This is a genomic window from Atribacter laminatus (assembly GCF_015775515.1).
Taxonomy (GTDB): domain Bacteria; phylum Atribacterota; class Atribacteria; order Atribacterales; family Atribacteraceae; genus Atribacter; species Atribacter laminatus.
This window is the reverse complement of the sequence record NZ_CP065383.1, coordinates 2335841-2355270: the sequence shown is the minus strand read 5'-3', so window position 1 is coordinate 2355270 and position 19430 is coordinate 2335841. Positions and strand designations below refer to the sequence as shown.

Annotated in this window: 15 protein-coding genes; 4 read left to right on the top strand and 11 right to left on the bottom strand. The window is 37.4% G+C overall.

Annotated features, from left to right (window positions below; all coding sequences use genetic code 11):
* Positions 1-100 precede the first annotated feature (100 nt).
* From RT761_RS10605 to aroF, 8 genes are all read right to left on the bottom strand, one after another.
* A complete protein-coding gene (locus RT761_RS10605; protein ID WP_218111394.1) occupies positions 101-520 on the bottom strand; it encodes a hypothetical protein in 420 nt (139 codons plus the stop codon).
* A gap of 110 nt (positions 521-630) precedes the next feature.
* Positions 631-1575 (bottom strand): sugar kinase, encoded by a 945-nt coding sequence (locus RT761_RS10600; RefSeq protein ID WP_218111393.1) that lies wholly within the window; start codon positions 1573-1575, stop codon positions 631-633.
* A gap of 234 nt (positions 1576-1809) precedes the next feature.
* The gene (locus tag RT761_RS10595; RefSeq protein ID WP_218111392.1) at positions 1810-2841 is read right to left on the bottom strand and encodes a threonine aldolase family protein; all 1032 of its coding nucleotides are present in this window, start codon (positions 2839-2841) and stop codon (positions 1810-1812) included.
* 179 nt (positions 2842-3020) lie between these two features.
* Positions 3021-3596 (bottom strand): TetR/AcrR family transcriptional regulator, encoded by a 576-nt coding sequence (locus tag RT761_RS10590; RefSeq protein WP_218111391.1) that lies wholly within the window; start codon positions 3594-3596, stop codon positions 3021-3023.
* 432 nt (positions 3597-4028) lie between these two features.
* On the bottom strand, positions 4029-5318 hold the full coding sequence (locus RT761_RS10585) for a DUF1302 family protein (RefSeq protein ID WP_218111390.1): 1290 nt from the start codon (positions 5316-5318) through the stop codon (positions 4029-4031).
* Between the two features lie 7 nt (positions 5319-5325).
* Complete coding sequence (locus RT761_RS10580) at positions 5326-6099, bottom strand: outer membrane lipoprotein-sorting protein (protein WP_218111389.1); 774 nt, start codon at positions 6097-6099, stop codon at positions 5326-5328.
* Positions 6096-8945: an efflux RND transporter permease subunit gene (locus RT761_RS10575; RefSeq protein WP_218111388.1), complete on the bottom strand. Its 2850-nt coding sequence runs from the start codon at positions 8943-8945 to the stop codon at positions 6096-6098. Before RT761_RS10575 ends, RT761_RS10580 begins: the two co-directional genes overlap by 4 nt.
* An 87-nt stretch (positions 8946-9032) precedes the next feature.
* The gene (gene aroF / locus RT761_RS10570) at positions 9033-10916 is read right to left on the bottom strand and encodes a 3-deoxy-7-phosphoheptulonate synthase (protein ID WP_218111387.1); all 1884 of its coding nucleotides are present in this window, start codon (positions 10914-10916) and stop codon (positions 9033-9035) included.
* Positions 10917-11056: 140 nt separating this feature from the next.
* On the opposite strand from aroF, the gene mgtE reads away from it, so the two are divergent.
* Positions 11057-12421 (top strand): magnesium transporter, encoded by a 1365-nt coding sequence (gene mgtE, locus RT761_RS10565; protein WP_218111386.1) that lies wholly within the window; start codon positions 11057-11059, stop codon positions 12419-12421.
* A gap of 462 nt (positions 12422-12883) precedes the next feature.
* Here the strand turns inward: mgtE and RT761_RS10560 are convergent, their stop codons facing one another.
* Complete coding sequence (locus tag RT761_RS10560; protein ID WP_218111385.1) at positions 12884-13456, bottom strand: flavodoxin family protein; 573 nt, start codon at positions 13454-13456, stop codon at positions 12884-12886.
* Positions 13457-13492: 36 nt separating this feature from the next.
* On the bottom strand, positions 13493-14065 hold the full coding sequence (locus RT761_RS10555) for a pyruvate kinase alpha/beta domain-containing protein (RefSeq protein WP_218111384.1): 573 nt from the start codon (positions 14063-14065) through the stop codon (positions 13493-13495).
* A gap of 624 nt (positions 14066-14689) precedes the next feature.
* On the opposite strand from RT761_RS10555, the gene RT761_RS10550 reads away from it, so the two are divergent.
* A complete protein-coding gene (locus RT761_RS10550; protein ID WP_218111383.1) occupies positions 14690-15256 on the top strand; it encodes a GyrI-like domain-containing protein in 567 nt (188 codons plus the stop codon).
* 95 nt (positions 15257-15351) lie between these two features.
* Here the strand turns inward: RT761_RS10550 and RT761_RS10545 are convergent, their stop codons facing one another.
* Positions 15352-16884: a serine hydrolase gene (locus RT761_RS10545; protein WP_218111382.1), complete on the bottom strand. Its 1533-nt coding sequence runs from the start codon at positions 16882-16884 to the stop codon at positions 15352-15354.
* 227 nt (positions 16885-17111) lie between these two features.
* On the opposite strand from RT761_RS10545, the gene RT761_RS10540 reads away from it, so the two are divergent.
* Together RT761_RS10540 and RT761_RS10535 are read left to right on the top strand one after the other, a co-directional pair.
* The gene (locus RT761_RS10540) at positions 17112-18140 is read left to right on the top strand and encodes a zinc-dependent alcohol dehydrogenase (protein WP_218111381.1); all 1029 of its coding nucleotides are present in this window, start codon (positions 17112-17114) and stop codon (positions 18138-18140) included.
* Positions 18141-18205: 65 nt separating this feature from the next.
* Positions 18206-19360, top strand: coding sequence for an MFS transporter (locus tag RT761_RS10535; RefSeq protein WP_218111380.1), 1155 nt, complete (start codon positions 18206-18208; stop codon positions 19358-19360).
* Positions 19361-19430: the final 70 nt, after the last annotated feature.

The window sequence follows — 19430 nt, the reverse complement described above, 5'->3', positions numbered from 1 at the left end:
CGAAAAGCGAGAGGTTGAAGATTAGATTGGGGAAAATAAAAAAAGTTTTCTTTTGTTTGGTTCACAGCTTCCCTCTTATAAACAGAGAAGGTTTTTTATTTTAACTTGTAATATCATTATCATCGGAAAATATGTATTCTTCATCAGCCGAATTATTTTGCAACGCGCTATCAGTTGGGAGTGAAGTAAAAGTTCCTAACGCCGAATCAATCTCAACAATCCATTCAAACGTTTCGTCGGAGAGCATCCCTAACTTTTCTCCTAAAGCGATTTCCATAGTTTGCAAAAACGAGTTGTTCCGATAGATAGTATTTATTTCTTCAATCGAAACCCCGTTTAATTGAGATAAATAGTGTTTAATTTCTTCTTGAACAGCATACTCTTCAACAGTCAGGCATATTTTTTGTGGGCAATCAATAATCAATTGCTCAATTATTTCTGCCTTAAGGTCTTCGGTTTTTTTGATAAATACTTTTATATCACTGAGAATATCTTTGATGGTTTCATAAAATTCCTGCATTCAGATCATATTCCTTTTATTAAGGTATTTTGTAAAGAATAACTTTCATTAATTCTTAAAAATCTCACCACCATGTCTAAATCAAATTATATAACCTCAATATTCAATTATTATTTCTTGCTCAGAGTTATTAATTTATCTACCTCTTCTGGGAAGGGAGCACCTTCCATTGGACCCTTTCTGGTTACTGCCAATGCACCAACCGCATTTGCATAACGTGCACTTTCCTTTAAAGAACGTTTTTGGATAAGACTGACTAAGAAACCGGCGTCAAAACAATCTCCTGCTCCTGTCGGGTCAATTTCTTCTACTTCAAAGGCGGGAACATCATATTTTGTTCCTCGTGAATAAACCGTACTTCCTAATGATCCCTTTTTAAGAACAACAACATCAGTACCTTTTTCTAAAAGTGCAAAAACAGCTTCTTCGGGATCCTTTTTACCGGTGAGCATAGTTGCTTCTTCTCCTGAGGGGAAAACAATTGAAGCATTTTCAATAATTGGTTGGCAAAGGGCTCTCACCTTATCAACTCCTAATATTTCCGGTCGGATATTGGGATCAAAACTAATTTTTACCCCATTTTTTTTGGCTGTTTCAATAGCCAAGTAAATGGTTTCTTTCCAATCCTGGTTAATTGAAACCGCTGAGCCATTAATGTGAAGAAAACGGGCTCCTTTAAAATATGAACTGACGATCCGACTTTTATCAATAACACCGCTTGCAGCATTTCGGATATGGTATAAGAATTTTCTCGATCCATCAGAAAAATAAGCAACAAATGCAACTCCGGTTGTCGCCTCAGGCTTACTTTGAAAATAGGTTAGGTCAACACCATCAAAACGAAGGCGGTCTTGAATGACTTTGCCAAAATCATCATTGCCGATTGTCCCAACAAAACCCACTTTCCCACCCAGTCGAGCTGCGCAATCAGCGAATATTGCTGGAGCACCACTGGGATAGGGACCAATGAATACTTCGGGTTTGTCTAAACCGGCTCCAATTTTTTCCCTCATAATCTCTACTAATGCTTCTCCCATAGATATTATTTCAGGCATTTGTATTCTCCACCTCAACAATAATGGTTTTTAAAGTACATTTGTATTTCTTTTTGGCAATATAACACAAAGAGTCAATTTGGGAAAGTAACCAGAATAGTTTAATAATTTTGTTTTTTTATTATTGATTATCTCTTATTTGAAAATTTTTTGAACGGGATAATGCCAATTTCCTTTAAAATTGTAGGTCTAGATGTGAGTAATTTTAAATTAACCTCATAACTAAATGCTGCATTACAGAACTTTACCTATAGTTTCAATAGCATAATCAATGTTTTGTTTGTTAACAACACGGGATGTGACCATCCGTATTAACTTTGGTTTTGCTAAAGTTACCAAAACTCCTTTCTCTTTCAGTTTTTCAATAAATAGTTTTCCTGAAATTTTCGTTCCGGAAATATCTACTAAAATAAAATTTGTCTGTATCTGATTAAAATCGATTTTAATTCCTGGTAGATGGGATATTCCCTGAGCTAAATAATTCGCATTTTGATGGTCTTCTCTTAAAAGTTGAATGTTCTCTTTTTGTAGAGATATTATGCCGCAAACTGCCAACCATCCAGTTTGACGCATGCCACCTCCCAGCATTTTTCGATATCTTTTGGCCCTCTCAATAAAACCGCAACTCCCTGCAAGAATCGATCCGATTGGAGCACCAAGACCTTTTGACAAAGAAACCATGACCGAATCGGCATAACAGGTTAAGTCGCCCACTTCTTTGTTTAAAGCAACAGCTGCGTTGAATAGCCGGGCTCCATCACAATGAACAGGTATCCCCTTCTTTTGAGCAAAAGAATAAAGAGCTTCAATCTTTTCTAAAGGCGGTATAATTCCTCCGTAACGGTAATGGGTAATTTCAGTACAAATAAGGCTGGTACGAGGATAATGGATATCATCGGCTCGAATTGCTGATTCGACAGCTGAAACATCGGGAACACCAGAATGATCTTCAATGCCCCGAAACATCAATCCCCCTACCATTGCTCCGCCACCGGTTTCTGATAGTCGAATATGAGCATTTTCTTCGCAAATCAGTTCATCACCTTGGTTGGTATGAGTGAGAAGAGCAACTAAGTTACCCATAGTTCCGCTTGGAACAAAAATCGAAGCTTCTTTTCCAAGGATTTCAGCTGCAATTTTTTCTAAATGAACTTGGTTGGGATCTTCTCCATAAACCGAATCACCCAAGGTGGCTTTAAAAGCTGCATCGACCATAGCCGGCGTTGGAAGAGTAATAGTGTCTCGCCTTAAATCGACAATATTCATTTTTTACACCTCAATAAAACTTTTTAATGGGTTTAGGTTTTAAGTAAAACCTCTTCATGATTTAAAATGGAAAATTCTTTACTTTTGGTGGGGGAAGATCCATGGCATAGAACAAGTTACTTGCTTTTCCGAATAATAAACTATGCAGCAAATATAAGCGATTTTTAAATGGATTCCAATCATTCTCTAAGAAAAGCTGTAAATATCTCTTTAAACATTTCTTTTTTATCTTCAGTAATAATTTTACCTTCTTTACTTTCATCCATACAATATCCCCAAATGCTTGATGTCAAAACTCTCATGAAATCTTTTCCGGTAATAATGAGACCATTGATAGTAACGATATTGCCGATGGTATCGCCAAAATTATCACGAAACACTTGGAATTTATCCATAACCTTTTTAAATCCTTCCAGAGTATTGTGATGATGGAGAAAATCATATCCTGCCCGTTGAAATACCGTCATTAATTCGCGCTCTTCCATAATAAAATTAAACAAATTTTCAATTATGGCAGCTACTCTTTCTATTTGGTTTTCTGTGGGATTAATATCCTTCACTTTTTCCATTGCTTGAAGAATTACTTGTTCGATAAGACCTACCATCAAATCCAATTTACTGCTGAAATAGTAATAGATGGTAGATTTTTTAACTCCTGAACTACTCGATATTTCTTCCAAAGTTGCTTCAAAATAACTCTTTTCAGCAAAAATTTTTTTTGCTGCTTCTAAAATTTTTTGTTTTTTATCGACCAAATATATCACCTTAAATATAACTTTTTTATTTTTTGGTTATTATTCGAATGGATAGAACAAATCGTACTATCCTCAAAATACTATTAAATGAATTCCCCCATTGAGGGGTGTGGGGGGATGCGTTTTTTATCTGTCATCCTGAGCCCTCGCTTTTCGAGGGCATGAGGATCTCATCTTTTTAAATTTTTTCTCCCCTTGACTTTTAGGAATGAGATTGCCACGTCACTTCGTTCCTCGCAATGACGGAACATTAAAAAAATCCAACCCCCCTTTACCCCCTTTTGTAAAGAGGGAGATTGATCAGCATATATATTTATTGTTATCTGGTACTGTTAGGCAACATGAAGGTCTATCCAGAAAACCCACGGTCATGACAAATCAAGGCCCTTCATATTAATTCAATTAATGAAAAGCCTTGATTATACAAAATTCCTAAAACACATGCTTAACACTCAAAGACAATGTATCACCTGCCATGGCCAGCAATGAAGGTGGAGCACCGCTCGAAATCGAATAGGATAAGGTAATGGTCCAATTTTCTTTTGGATTATAATCAGTTCCGATAACATTAATCATGCTTCCATCGTTGAGGTTTAGGATGGAATTTAAAAATGGTTTCCATTTGCTGTCCGGACTCGGTTTTTCCAATCGAAAGAAGAGATAAGAGTTGATATCCTTTCCTTCTTCGTAGGGATTTCCCAACAGGTAGATAAGGTTATAATAGCTATTGTCACTGGCTGTATAATCAGCCCCAACACTGGCTTTCCAATACATTTCATCGAAAACATCAACAGTGGTAAAGTTGGTGGTTCCATCTGCGTTATGTGTTGTAATTTGATTGGTCCATTTCTCAGGAATAAAAAGGGCAAAGTCAGCACGGAAAGTGACTCCGGCGATTCCAGGAATTTCCCCTTGAAACTCGGCACCTAAGACACTTCTTTCCGGATATCCCATCTCAGTTTGTACCAAACTCGATCCATCTGGGTTGACTGTAATATCAGTACGATAAGGATAAGCATTGAGATAGTATCCTTTGAGGAAGCTAAAAGCCGTATCTACGCTTCCCACATTTCCTCGAGCGCGCACACCCCAAACAGGATTGAGAAAACCAACCTCAGGAAGGTGTTGAATGGTATCAATTTGCATAACTTGAGGATTTAAATCCAGCATTGATGCCAATTGATACCCTAAAAACAAATTATCGATTTGATCCGGTCGATAATTGGATTGAAATTCAGGTTGATAAACAAATTCCAATGACCAGGTTGGATTCATATACCACTCGACATTAAGGGCAAGAACAGGGATTTTTTCATCGAGGGCATCTTGGCTGATCGATTGAGAAAAAGGTCGGGGATTAATATTATCAATCGGACTAAAGGCATCACTCGCACCCCAGGTAAGATGCATATATCCAACTTTATAATCGATATCTTCAGAAGGCGTAGAAAAACCCTGAATATACAATTCATTTAATCGTATTGGAGAATAGTTGTTTTCTGATTGGTACTTTAAAGATACATCAGCCATGAGATAATAATCATCAGATAAAGATGGATTATATTTGAGCTGCAACTTTGTCCCATATCCAAAGCCTTCGGTATCAAAGGCGTAGTTTCCATAGGCACTTACTTCGCCATAAATATCTGCAGCAAACGAAAAAGGAGTAAAAACCAGAATAATGATCATAATTGATATAGAAAATAGAATACCTTTCATCATTCAGCCCTCAAATTTCTGGTCTTTGAATGGTCCGAACGCTGAAAAAGTTACTCGGTAGATCAATTCCTTTTTCAACGCTTTCCATCTCAACCAAAGAGGTTGAGTTGTCTTTAAGGTCTTGGAAGTACATTTTTAAAATAGTAATACTTCCATCCTCTTCTTCCTGTACTTTTTGGACTTCTAAAACCTTCCACTGATTGCCGTCGAGATCGATGAACTCAATTTTTTTAAAGTAAAACTTCTCTTTATCAACGGTCATGATGAGCTTGGAATAATCAGAGTCAGGATCATTCGGAACGAGATCTAAAATGTAATTCTCATCGTCATCATCATTCATTAAAGTTGCATCATAATCGTCTTTGCTGTAACCTCCGCTCAGATCCTCAAAAGAAAAATTGGTTCCAGCGAATTTTTCTTTTTTGCCTGAACCGGCAATACGACGAACTTTTTTAAATGCCGGCATGAAGAGATATATCTGATCCCCATCTTTCATGCTAAGCATGGTTACATTTTTCACTTCAGCCGGACTTAGAAAACGAAATATAAATGCCCGATTCTCGGTGTCCTCGGAATCATCGTATGAATACATAACTAGATCTCGTTTCTCTTCTTTCCCCTTTTCGTCAGTCATAATCATGGTTCCAACTGATTTTTGAGTCGCATTCAATGCACTTCTTGCTTCCATCTCATCGAGAATTTCGTCTGCTGTTATTGCAAATGCCTGAAGCGAAAAGGCCACAAATACAATTATGAGGAAAAAAGTCATTATTAATTTTTTCATTTTCTTTTGGCTCCTTTATTCTTTTTTAATGGTGATTTTTCTTTTTTTACTGGAGAATGGTGGTTGTTTTCTTCACATAAGAATAATTTTCGATCACAGATCGAAAGAAGTAACGGGAGAAGGAACAAAGTATAAACGACAGCTAATAATAGAATGGTCGCCATTAATGCACCAAAACTTCTCATCATGCTTATTGGACCAAGTGCCATAACATAGGTTCCACAGGAAACTGCCAGTGAATTCAAAATCATCCCTCGACCAGTACTGGTAACGGTATTGAATAAGGCATTTTTCGGATCAATCTCCAACTCCCGATTCCATCGATAAATAAAATGGATTGTATAGTCAATTCCCGCTCCAATTGCAATACTGGCGACCATCAATGTTGCGACATTGAGCGGGATTTTAAATAGACCCATAATTCCAAATGAGGTATACACAGTGAGAGCGAGGGGGATATAAGCAAAAACCGATCTTTTAAAGTTCTTTAACTGCAACCAAACCAATAAAAAGATAACTGCAAAGGCAACAATCATGCTCCGCTGTTGTTCAGTAAATAACCGGCTGTTAATCGTGTCATTAATGATAGGTGATCCAGTGAGCCGATAGCTAACCGTAATATCTCCTTCTTCGTCCGGTATATACACTTGGGAATCAAGAACCTGGTAAAAAATAAACTGATATTCATCACTAAGCGGATTACCAACAATTTGTTCTACTTCACTTTTCAAGAAATTCATTTTTTCTCTTTTTCCAACTTGTTCTATTGAATAAGAAAGGATATCCGCCAGGTATTCCGCAGTTCCTTCATCGAATTCAAAGTCACGAACCAATGCTTGATCAAGAGAAACAGATTGGTTATCAGTAAACCAACTTTGCAAGGTTTGGGCAACATCACTCACGGTTAAACCCAGGTCTTCTATTTCTAAAGACGCTCCTTTGGCTGTTTTCTCTGCCGTTTCGGTGTCGAGTTGGATAAATTCCGAGTCTGGTTTTTTAACTATAGACATCACTGTATTTTTCACTTCTTCTCGAGTAAGGAAAGATTGATTGAGAAATATTTCCAAATCGTTTACGATGGTTTCGGCTAAGTATTCTTGTGCTCCTGGTTCATCAATAGGAACAACTCGAACTGTATGTGGACGAGATTCAAGAAATTGAATCATATGTTGAACTTCTTCATTTAAAATCTGTGAGGTTGATTCTTCGGCTCGGCATTCAACAATGCTGGCATTCTCATCCTTATTTATTCTTCCTTCAATATAGCTGTTGCCTTGAGCATATAACCAGAGATTCCCAATTTTATCTATGCTATCGGGAATTGCTTTGTATCCAGGACCTTCCACAGCTTCGTTTAGATTCATAATAAAGTCGGCAATTGATGAAGAATCTTTGAATGCATAGAACTGTTCACTGTATTTAGAGATTCGAACCATTTCACGCAGAATAAAAGGATTTTTTACGTCTTCAGTCTCAAGATATACATAATTGTAATCGGATCCACCAAATCGATTTTTAAAATACTCCAAAAGGATGGTAATCGGATGGTTGGGACCCATACTTGCTTTAACCGTAGTTTCAATATTAATTCGGGGAATACCTAATCCTAAAATGACAATTGCAATAATTGTACCTATTACTACGGCTTTTTTGCGGTGAGTTACTGATTTATATATAAAATTTAAGATTTTATTGATTAATGAATTGGAGTTTCTAACGTCCACTTTGCTGAAATGGGTTGGTGCTTTTTTGGGACGGAATATGGTTAAAAAGGCGGCTAATGAAAAGGTTGCAAGTAAAAAGCCGAAGAAAACGCCTAACCCTGCATATAACCCAAAATCGGCAACCGGTTTGAATTGAGCAGTCATCAAAGAAAAGAATCCACCAAGGGTGGTTATTGCACTTAAGAATATCGGTACCAGCACCCAGTTAAGTGTGCTTTTTATGACTTCGTTCCCATTCAGTTGATGGCGGAAATCGTAATACCGGTTCATAAAATGAACACCATAAGCCGAGACCAAAGCAACCATCATGATGGGAATGACAGCCGATATCATAGTCATAGGTCGATTCAATACCACTGAGAAACCTAAAATCCAAATTGAAGAAAACAAGGCAACGAAGATGGGGAGTATCACTCCCTGAAAAGTCCGAAAACCCCAGTATAGAATTAATAGAATGATCAATGCTGCGATAGGGGTAAGTCGTACCATGGTTTGCCGGGCATCGTTGCCCATTTCACGGGTAATAACCGGAAGCCCAAAGTAGGTCACTTTTTGAGCATTTCCCTTCAATGGATCAACGACTTTTTGTACGGCATCAATGGCTTTGTATTCGTCAACTGTGCTAAAAAAAGAAATCGAGACAATGGTTGCCTTTCCATCTTCAGTCACCATTTTGCCCCAGATCAACTCGTCATCTTGAAGATCAGATTTGAGATCTTGGGCTTCTTCGATAGTTTGTGGAAGGATTTCAACAACTTCTTTGACATTGAATCCCTCTTCGGTGGGAATAATTTTGGGCATGTTCGTCAACGCTGATACTGTTCTAACTTCAGAGACTTTCTCAACCGCATTTACTATTTGTTCTAAGGTATTTAAACTTTCTGGAGTGAATAAGTCATCAAATTCTAGGGCAATTATCATCGATTTTTTTTGGAAACTGGAAAATTTATCTTCTAAGGAGTTATAAAAGGAAACCTGAGGATCACTTTCAGGGACATATTTGGTGAAATCATCTTCAAAGCGGATATTTCGAAATTGAATACCGAAAATAATCGTTATTGCAATAGTTACAATAAATATTGGCCAGGCATAACGTACGATGTATTCTTCTAATTTTTTCACAATGAGTGGGCCTCCTTTTAAACTGACCGTTCAGTCGAAATTTCTTGGTTATATTATCTAACTTTAAAAAGTTATTCAAGTGATTTCTTATTTTTTCCAGATATTTTTGTAGCTCCCCAAGATTCTTAAAAATAAAGTGTTTTCTTTTAAAGATTGAATGGTTTTTTTATGTCGATCTTCAACAATATTTCCTTCCCAATCGGCATAAAAAAGATACTCCCAAGGTTTTCCTGGGATTGGGCGTGATTCCAATTTAACAATATTAATTTCTGAATCGGCAAATATTTTGAGTACTTGAAATAGAGCACCTGGTTGGTTCTTTAATACAAAAACTCCCGACACCTTGTCGTCTTCGATCGTGGGATTAAAGATTTGTGACAGGATTATAAATCGGGTAAAATTACGAATATTATCTTCAATATCCTCTTCTAAGACGGTAAGGTGGTATTTCTCAACTGCTTCCTGACTGGTTATACCCGCTCCTCCAATACCAAATTCTGAAATCCTTCGAGCAGCTTCCTCGGTATTTCCAACATCCATAATTCGAATATTTTTCATCGATTCTAAAAAACGACTACTTTGAGCAAAACCCTGGGGATGAGCAAAAAGAACTTGGATATTTTCTCTGATTGTCCCAGGAAAGACAGCTAAATGCTGAGAGACTCTAATGATTCTTTCTCCGACGATACATACTTCCGGGTAATCGAGAAAAAGCTCATAATTTCCATGAATGCTTCCCGTTAGAGTATTTTCTATCGGTAACACGCCATAACAAGCATTTTTTGAAACAACTTCTTCAAAAATCTGACGAAAACTATTGCAATTGATATATTCAGAACTATCAGGAAACATTTTTCGAGCTACCTGAGAACTAAATGAGCCAATCTTTCCCAAAAAAGCGACTTTAGGCGTTTGAGATATTTGACTCGGTGATGGAATAAATACTTGGTCACGCACTTTAGGACGCTTGATAACCTCTTTACCAGTTAAAACGCTAATAATTTCTAAATCGTTCATTAATTTACGAAATTGGTCGGGATACAAACTTTGAGGACCATCTGATAAAGCTTTATCTGGCTCATGATGAACTTCAACGGTTATTCCATCAGCTCCACAGGCTACTGCTGCTCGAGCCATGGGAATTACCTTTTCTCTCAGTCCTGTTCCATGACTAGGGTCAACAATAACCGGAAGATGACTAAGGTCTTTGATTAAAGGTATAGCCGTTAAATCAAGCGTGTTTCTGGTAAGACGCTCTATAGTACGAATACCACGTTCACAAAGGATGATCTGGAAGTTACCAAAACTCAGAATGTACTCAGCTGCATTTAACCAATCTTCTATGGTTGCTGACATTCCTCTTTTAAGAAGAACGGGCTTGCCGAGCTTCCCCACTTTCTTAAGAAGTTCAAAGTTTTGCATATTTCTTGTTCCAATCTGGATGATATCGGCATATTGAGCAACAATGTCGGCATTTTCCGGGCTGGTCGCTTCGGTTACAATAGGAAGGTCAAATTCTTCTCGAGCTTGAGCAAGAATTTTTAATCCCTCTTCCTCTAAACCTTGAAAGCTATAAGGTGAGGTGCGGGGTTTATAAGCTCCTCCTCTGAGTATTTGAGCACCCATTTGTTTAACTACTTCAGCTGTTTTAAATAGCCTTTCTTTTGATTCCACAGCGCAAGGTCCAGCTATAATGGTTAAGTTATTCCCACCAATTGGGATTGAACCAACTTCAATAATTGTTCCTTCCGGTTTATATTTTCGATTAGCTAATTGATAGGGAGTGTTTATTTCTATAGTCTTCTCGACTAATATGGGATCAATTAAACCCGTTGGTGATGCATTTCCTTCAAATATAATGTTGGTTTTCTCGGTATCGACAAAATAAATAGAAATCCCTTGTTCTTTCCATTTTTTGGAAAGCCCATCTTTTTCACTTTCATTCAGTCTTTTTTTAAGAAGGTATATCAATTGAATCCTCCTGCTGTCAAAAAGTCATGTTGAAAAAATACGCTTCTAGATGAACAAAGTCAAGTTCTCCGTTATAATTGTAAGGATGATTTATTTTTTATTTATCACCAACCCAGAGCATTCAAAAGGGGGTGTTATGAATGCCAACCGGAATCGTTAATGAAATGGAATTATTATCAAAAAATATAAATGAGTTATTAGAGCAAAAAAAGCTCTTTGACATAAAAAGACTCGTTAATGATTTGCATCCTGCGGATGTAGCTGAGCTTATGACCTTTTTTGACCGGGATAATCAGGTAGTTCTGTTCCGATTGTTACAAAAGGACATGGCTATCGCTGTTTTTGAGCAATTAGATTTCGAACGTCAGGAAAATCTTTTAAACAGTTTTACCGATGATAAAGTTTCTGAAATATTGAATTACATGTCACCAGACGACCTCACTGAACTGTTAGATGAATTACCAGCGAAAGTTGTAAAAAAATTGCTCTATCTTTTAAATCCTGATCAACGGAATATGGCAAGTCTTCTTTTGGGCTATCGCGAAAATTCCGCTGGTCGAATTATGAACCCTGGATATATTGATTTGAAAGAAAATTATACCATTGCGCAGGCATTGGAAAGGATTCGAAAGCTCTCTCCTCCCGAAGATATGATTTACACCGCCTATGTAACTGATATCCAAAGACATCTCATCGGGATTATAACACTCCGCGATTTAATCCTCTCAACTCCAGAAAAAAAAGTAACTGAAATTATGGATACTGACGTTGTTTTTGTGTCGACTGATGATGATCAGGAGTTGGTTGCTCGCAACATTCAGAAATATGACCTGTTGTCCCTGCCGGTTGTAGACCATGAACACCGCTTGGTTGGTGTCGTAACCGTTGATGATGCTATCGACATCATTGAAGAAGAAGCCACAGAAGACATTCATCGATTGGCAGCCATCCAAACTACAGAGGATGAATACCTTCACTCAACAGTAATGCAAAAGGTTCGAAATAGGATTCTTTGGCTAGTAGCTTTACTTTTGGGAGGCATGGTCACCAGTTTTATAATCCAAAACCAATCAGCTCTCATTCAAACCGTTGTTTCTCTTTCTTTTTTTATACCAGCTTTGATAAATACCGGAGGAAATGTTGGAAGTCAATCTACTTCAATAATGGTAAGAGGAATTGCACTGAATGAAGTCGACTCAAGGAATATTTTTAAAATTGCTTTAAAGGAATCATTAGTAGGGAGTATTTTAGGTGGTTTGCTTGGATTAGTAGGTTTTTTTAGGGTATTACTCCTTCGCGAAAGCTCTATGATTGGAATCATCGTGGGGATCTCAATCTGGGTAGTCGTTTTTGTTTCCAATTTGATTGGAATCATTATCCCTCTTTTCTTGAAAAAAATGAAATTTGATCCTGCGCTTTCTGCAACACCGGTGATTACCACCATCGTTGATATGATCGGTGTTTTTCTTTATTTTCAAATTGCTCGCATTTTTATTGGTTTTTAAAATTTCATGACAATCTTATTGTTTGGCATCACCAAATAAGGATGAAAACCAAGATTCGACATGCCATGGCATGTCGCTACATTATTTAGGTTAAAATATCATTTCTAAGAGTCCAACCGTTTTTTAGTTAGACGACGTGGCAATCACATCCACCCCCTCCGTCATTGCGAGGCGGTCAACCGTTCTTTGGTTGGACGACGTGGCAATCACATTTAGTATATTTTTTTAAAATAATTAAAAGATGAGATCCTCACGGCTTCGAAAAACGAAGCCTCAGGATGACGTTGGCGGTGTCAGATGAGATCCTCACGCGGGAAAGTACCGCTCAGGATGATGCCTGTGGCGTTAGATGAGATATCCTCACGCCCTTGAAAAACGAGGGCTCTGGATGATGCCTGTGGCGTTAGATGAGATATCCTCACGCTCTCACAAGCGAGGGCTCAGGATAACAGATTAAAGAATTCATTTGATGGTATTTTCTGGATAGAAAAAATTCTGGGCAGCTTTCTGAATTTCTTCCAAGCAAGCCAGACAATTTTTAATTTCAGCTTTTTTGTCAAATCCTCGAAAGACCACCTCGCCTTGGTATTTACAATGAAAACCGTCAAAAAAAAAGCGACTGCTCAAAATGACTCCATCAAATAACTTTTTACCCTGGGTTGCACCTACAGCCAAGAGAAATCCTTTTTTGAGTTTCATTCCCTCTTTCAAAAGGTACTTACGTGACCAGAGAACTTGAGAACGGTCAATTAAAGCTTTTAGAGCGCTGGGAAATCCATAAAAAAAGATGGGGGCACTAATAATGACTCGGTCGGCTTGAAGGAGATGGTTTGAAACTGTTTTTATTTCGTCATCAAAAACACAGACACCAGTTTTTTCACAAACTCGACAACCTCTACATTGACTGAAGCTCAATTCTGAAGGAATAATTTTGATAATTGTGTCAGTTGGTTGAACGGAAGATAAAAAAACGTCTAACATTACATCACTATTTCCACCGCGTCGGGGACTCCCATAAATAGCAACGATATTCACCCGCAGACCCTCCCAAAAAACCGGTATTTTTTATTACTAACTAGGAATTCGTGGTTTTGCGATAATTTCACGTATTTCAAAATCATAAAAATTCCTGGCATAAGAGGGTTTGACCACCAAAGCGGTATCTGCTCCTTGGTGGGTTCCGCCTATGGATATGACCTCATGATCAGTATTAATCACCCCTGCTTCGGCTGCCATAATGGTTATTTCAACAGCAACTTTCACCCCCTGACTGAATCGACGAAGTGTTTCAGAAATAATTTTATGAGGATGGGGTATCCCTTGTTCGGACACTCCCCCAATAATATCGTCACTTAAAACATGATGAGAAATGACTACCTTTGCTCCTTGTTCTTCTAACTGGTTACGAACCGAATCACTCATATCCCACCCTTCGCTTTTATAGGAGCAGGAAATTCCAACTATAATAATTTGAATTTTGGTATTTTTAAAAATTTCCAGAGCTTTAAAACCAGTATCTCCATGAGTTGAGGCAACAATGAGGTTAGAAATTCCCAAATCCAGAGCTCTTTTTCGTGCTGCTTGCAGTGTGAGCTCGGTGTTTTCAGGACCGGTTTGATCATAATAAATAACTGGTCTTTCCATGGTTTCCTCCTAATAAATATTCAATATTCTAAAGTTAATGTTATCATACCTAACTTATTTTTTCTTCCCGGTTGTCTTATCCTGTAAAAGACATTTACCATGAATACCTTAACACTGTCATCCTGAGGCTTCGCTTTATGAAGCTGTGAGGATCTCATTTTTTACATATTATTAAATCGAGAAATCATATTTTTATTGTCACCTAATGCCACGGAAGTGGCAAGGATTTCTATCCTGAAAATACCGGACCGTTTTTTAATGTCATTCTTTCAGAGCAACCAACCAGGTTCTCATTCTAGGTTCTCATTCTAGGTTTTCACCCTCATCCTTAACCTTCTCCCATCAAGGGAGAAGGAACTCTGAATTCTTTTTGTTCTTTTTTCCCTCACCCTTTCGTGGGAGAGGGTCAGGGTGAGGGGGATACCTATTTTCATTTTCATCTGGTGCTACAATGTGGCATGAAGACCTACCCTGTCATGACAGCAAACTGAAAGCATTCAACAATAAAGAATAACTCACTCTTAGCTCATCTTTATTGGTCTTAATTTCTTGATGGTATAATGAATAAAAGTACTCAAATAGGTATTTTTCTGCGTCAAAGATAATTAAGGAGGAAGGAAGTTTATGAAAAGTTTGCAATTGACAATCCTATTTTTATTTTTACTTATGATTTTTGTTCTAATAGGGCATATCGCTTTTGGTCAAAATCAATCGACAACCAGTCAACCCTTTGACATTGAAGTAGTTGAAGTACCCGAAATTTTGGTGTTTTCTTTGAAAAAAGAAATTCAAGACTTTTCTCAGGAATTACCACAAATCATACACGATTCAGTAGTTGAGCTAACCAAAATGGGAGGGAAGCCCTCCGGACCGTTAATTGTCCTTTATTATTTAAAAAATGTGGATTTTAATCAACCCTTAGGAAAAATCTTAACCGAGGTCGCTTGGCCGGTGGACAAAGCCCAATATTCTAATAACCAACTCCCTAAAATTAAAGCAGCTCGAATTATATTCAAGGGTTCTTATCAAGGCATGAATGCTGTTTACCAGTCAATTCATTCCTGGTTAGTTCAAAATCATTATAAAATTGTTTATCCTACTCGAGAAATCTATCATAATGATCCTGCTACGACCACAGCTGAGGATTTGCTTACCGAAATTCTTATACCTGTCGAAGAAGCGAAGGATTAAAATAAACAACTAGTAGATGATGTGGTTTCACTACGAAATTCTCCCCTCGATAATGGGGAGAATTTCGTAGAAAGAGGTATTAAAGATTAAGTTTATTAATCAGCGATCCGGTCAAATTCACCAATAGTATCATCAACAAATTTATACGCCTTCCCCATAGGATCGATTTGGAATTGAACAAACCCGCCTTCATCCAAGAAATCGGGTATAGAAAATAAAAATGTATCTCGATTCCAAGGAGTTAAAATAACCTTAGATTGCTTAGGTCCAATAGCAAAAACTAAATTTTCACCTTCAATACTTATTAAAATTTCTCCGAAAACCGGGTTAACGTATTTTCCTGTATAAGCTTCCAAGGGAAGAGGTTTTTCCTTAGGAATATCAGGAATTTCAGCTTCCTGGGATAGAGATGTTTTGAATGCTTTTAAACTTTCAGCACTCCAATCTTTTAGGGGATTCCCAAAGTAAAGATCAACAAAATGTTTTCCCAGTGCTTCAGGAAGTTGTGTATCAGACATATTGGTCAGAACGACAATTCCCAATTTAGCCTCAGGTATAATCTGTATTACAGATTTAATGCCAGAAGTTCCTCCATTATGCCAAATTAAAGAATAGGGTTCATATTTAGTCGTAAGCCAGGCTAAATTATAAAAGTTATTTGCATCTAATATGGTTTTGGGAGAATGCATGTATTGAATATTCTCTTTGCTGATAAGCTGTTTTCCTTCATAAACTCCTTCATTAAGTTGAAGAACCATCCATTTAGCCATATCGACAACATTCGAATTAATCCCACCAGCAGGAGAATAGGTATACACCCAATCAATATATGGCCAATCCATAGGGAGCATTTTCGCCTGACCTTTTATATTTTGATGGAGATAAGCAACATTTAGAGCCTGAGTAAAACCATCTTGGATGCAAGTAGTATCATTCATTCCCAATGGATCAAATATTCTTTCTTGTAAATTATCTTCCCAGGTTTTTCCAGAAGCTTTTTCTACTAAAGATGCTGCGACTAAAAAAAGATTATTCATATATGCAAATTCACTTCGGAAGCTACTTATAGGTTGAATATAACGAATGGAATGAATAATATAATCACGATCGAAACCAAGGAAAGATAGAAAATCTCCCGCATAACCAGGCATACCGCTATGTTGAGCCATAACATCATTGATGAGAAATTCACGGGTTACCCAGGGATCATACATTCGAAAATCAGGAAGATAATCAATGACTTTATCTTTCCAATGAAATTTTCCTTCATCGACCATCATGGCAACTAAGGCGGCGGTAAAAGCCTTGGAAGTTGAGCCAATCTGGAAAATTGTCTGTTCATCAACCGGATCACTTTCTCCAACTTTTTTTACTCCAAAGCCCTTGGCATAGATCATTTCATCTCCTTGGACGATGGATATTGCCATCCCAGGAATTCCCCAATCTTTGCGAGCTTGTTCAGCATAGGCTTCAAAATCAGCAAGAATTTTCTGTAAAGCTACCTGATCGGGATGGTTAATGCTGTCGTTCGCTAAAACTGATAGTGAAGTAATTAAAATACAACTCATAACAAAAAGCATTAAAAATGATGATCGGACAAATAATTGATAAAGCTTGTTTTTTCTCATATAATTCTCCTTTTTTTATTTTTTAAAAATGAGAGCTTTTTAAAAGCTTTATTTTATAATTCTTTGCCTATGTTTATCGGAAAAATATTGCATATCTTTAATCTTTTTATTTTTTTTCAAATTCATTAAACATTAGCGTCTCTTTGATATAGCCATAAAAGACTTGAAAGGTTAAAATGGATAGAAAATTTTAATATCCATTAAACCACAGTCGATGGAGGAACATAATGAAAAGAAAAGTTGCCAAACTCATATCGCCAAAAACTTTTATTATTGAACAAGAAGAAATTCCACTCTTAAAAAAAGATGAGGTTCTTGTAAAAATTAATACTTGCGGTATATGCCACACTGAGATGTCCACCTATTTGGGAGAAAGTGTCACGATTATCGAAGGACTCGAAAACTATCGCTTTCAAAAAGAAATTCCATACCCGGTTGAACTGGGTCATGAACCATCAGGTATTGTTATTGATGTCGGAAGTGAGGTAAAAAATTTTAAAATTGGCGACCGAGTCGGGGGACCGATTGATGGGTCATTTGCGTCACATGTGGTTACTATTCCTAAAAAATTGGTTAAAATTCCCGATTCGGTTAAGAATCCAGAATACTGTTTAGCTGAGCCTTTAGGTTGTATATCGAACATGGTTCGATCTGCCCGTCCTGAATATGGTGATTTTGTTGCCGTCATTGGTTGTGGAACAATGGGTTTATTAACGCTATCAGCTTTAAAACAAATGCCCCTTCAAGGCCTTATCGCTATCGACCTCCAAGATTCACGCCTGGAATGGGCTAAAAAATTTGGTGCCCAAATAACCCTCAATCCTAAACGAGATGACTGTGAACAATTTATCCAAGATTTAACTGATAATCGAGGGGTAGATGTGGCAATTGAAATAACTGGAAAATTAAAAGGCCTGGAAATGGCTTCGTTGATGATTCGCAATGCATCCTTTTATGGGTATCAAGGCAGGGGCAGAATCATCGCATCGTCATTTTACGCTGGTGATCAAATAATGAGCAACACTCTTGGTTATCAACTGATGTTTAAATCACCGATAGTCACCTCGGTTCACCCCTGGCATTCTCTCAATTTTATGGAAGATGTCGCCAAAGGGGTTTGGGGATATCAAAACCACTTCCTTCCTCTCGATCAATTGGTCACTCATAAATTTTACCTTGAAGACCTAGCTAAAGGGTTTGAAGCAGCATCGGGAGAGAATACTGAATATATGAAAGGCGTTATCATTTTGGAATAATTGGCATAAATATTTAAGCGGATTTTAAAAGGTAAAAGCAATTCCAAGAAGTAAGGAGTCTTTTCATGATAAAAAATTCGATGAATCATCATCAATTAAAAATGTCGCTTTTTGCATTTTCGATTGCCTTTATGCTTCATCTCCTTCTCTTTTCAACTGCTCCACTTTCAACAATTATCATGAAAGAAATGAACCTTTCTCATGCTGGGTTTGCCTTTATTTTTGGGATTGCTATGATCAGTTTGGTTGCTTCTCGTATCCCCTGGGGACTTATAGGAGATCATATTGGTTTTCGGAATGCCTTTCGGATTGCTCTTCCCATATCAGCAATTGCAGCAGTCATTCGCCCCTTTACCCAGAGTTATGCTACCCTTCTTCTTACTCAGCTCGCTCTTGGTTTTGGTTTATTATCAGTTCTCCCAATTCTGCCAATTTTAGTTAAAAAATCATTTCAAAAAACATCAACTGGTTTTGCTACCGGAATTTATGTTGCTGGTTTTGCTGCTGGGAATGCAACTGCTATTGCGTTTACGCCAAGTTTATTAAACTTTATCAGTTGGAGGACCATTCTGTTCATTTATGCCCTTATACCGGTTTTGGTATCAGCATTTTGGTGGATCTTGATTCCCGCGACTCATTTGAAAACTGAAACAATTCAATTGAGTCAATTTAAAGTTATCCTCAGAGATCGTTCTTTGTGGATTTTATTACTTTTAGTTATAGCTGGTATGGGTGGTTATGATACCTTAGCGACCTGGATTCCAAAAATAATCGAAATGAAAAATCTTAGTCCTTCTGTGGCAACTTTACTCCCTTTAGGTTTTTTCTTCTCAGGCCCTATTATTGGATTCGTCTCTGATCGATTGAAAAACCGTAACTCTCTATTAACTCTAATGGGGATCGTAACCCTTTTATCCACTTTAGGAATAAATACCAGTCATCATGCTTTATTTAACTTAAGCTTATTCATAGCTGGATTCTGTTTAAATAGTATTTTAACCATTAGCCTCGCTATACCAGCCGAACTGGAAAGATATGCTTCTTCGGTAGGTGGTGTTGTGGGTGTAATTTCATCATTGGGAAACGTTGGGCCTCTTGCCCTTCCAGTCGTTTTCGGTTCTTTAATCGACCTAACTGGAACCTACCGTGTTTCAATTATCTTCATTTCACTCTTTTCAGGTTTAATTATTACTCTTTGTTCACGATCAAAGTATTTTTAGCCACTGGTATCCTGCTGCATTATTCAATATATTCCTTTGTATTTTCCATAGTTTTGAATAGTGTGATACA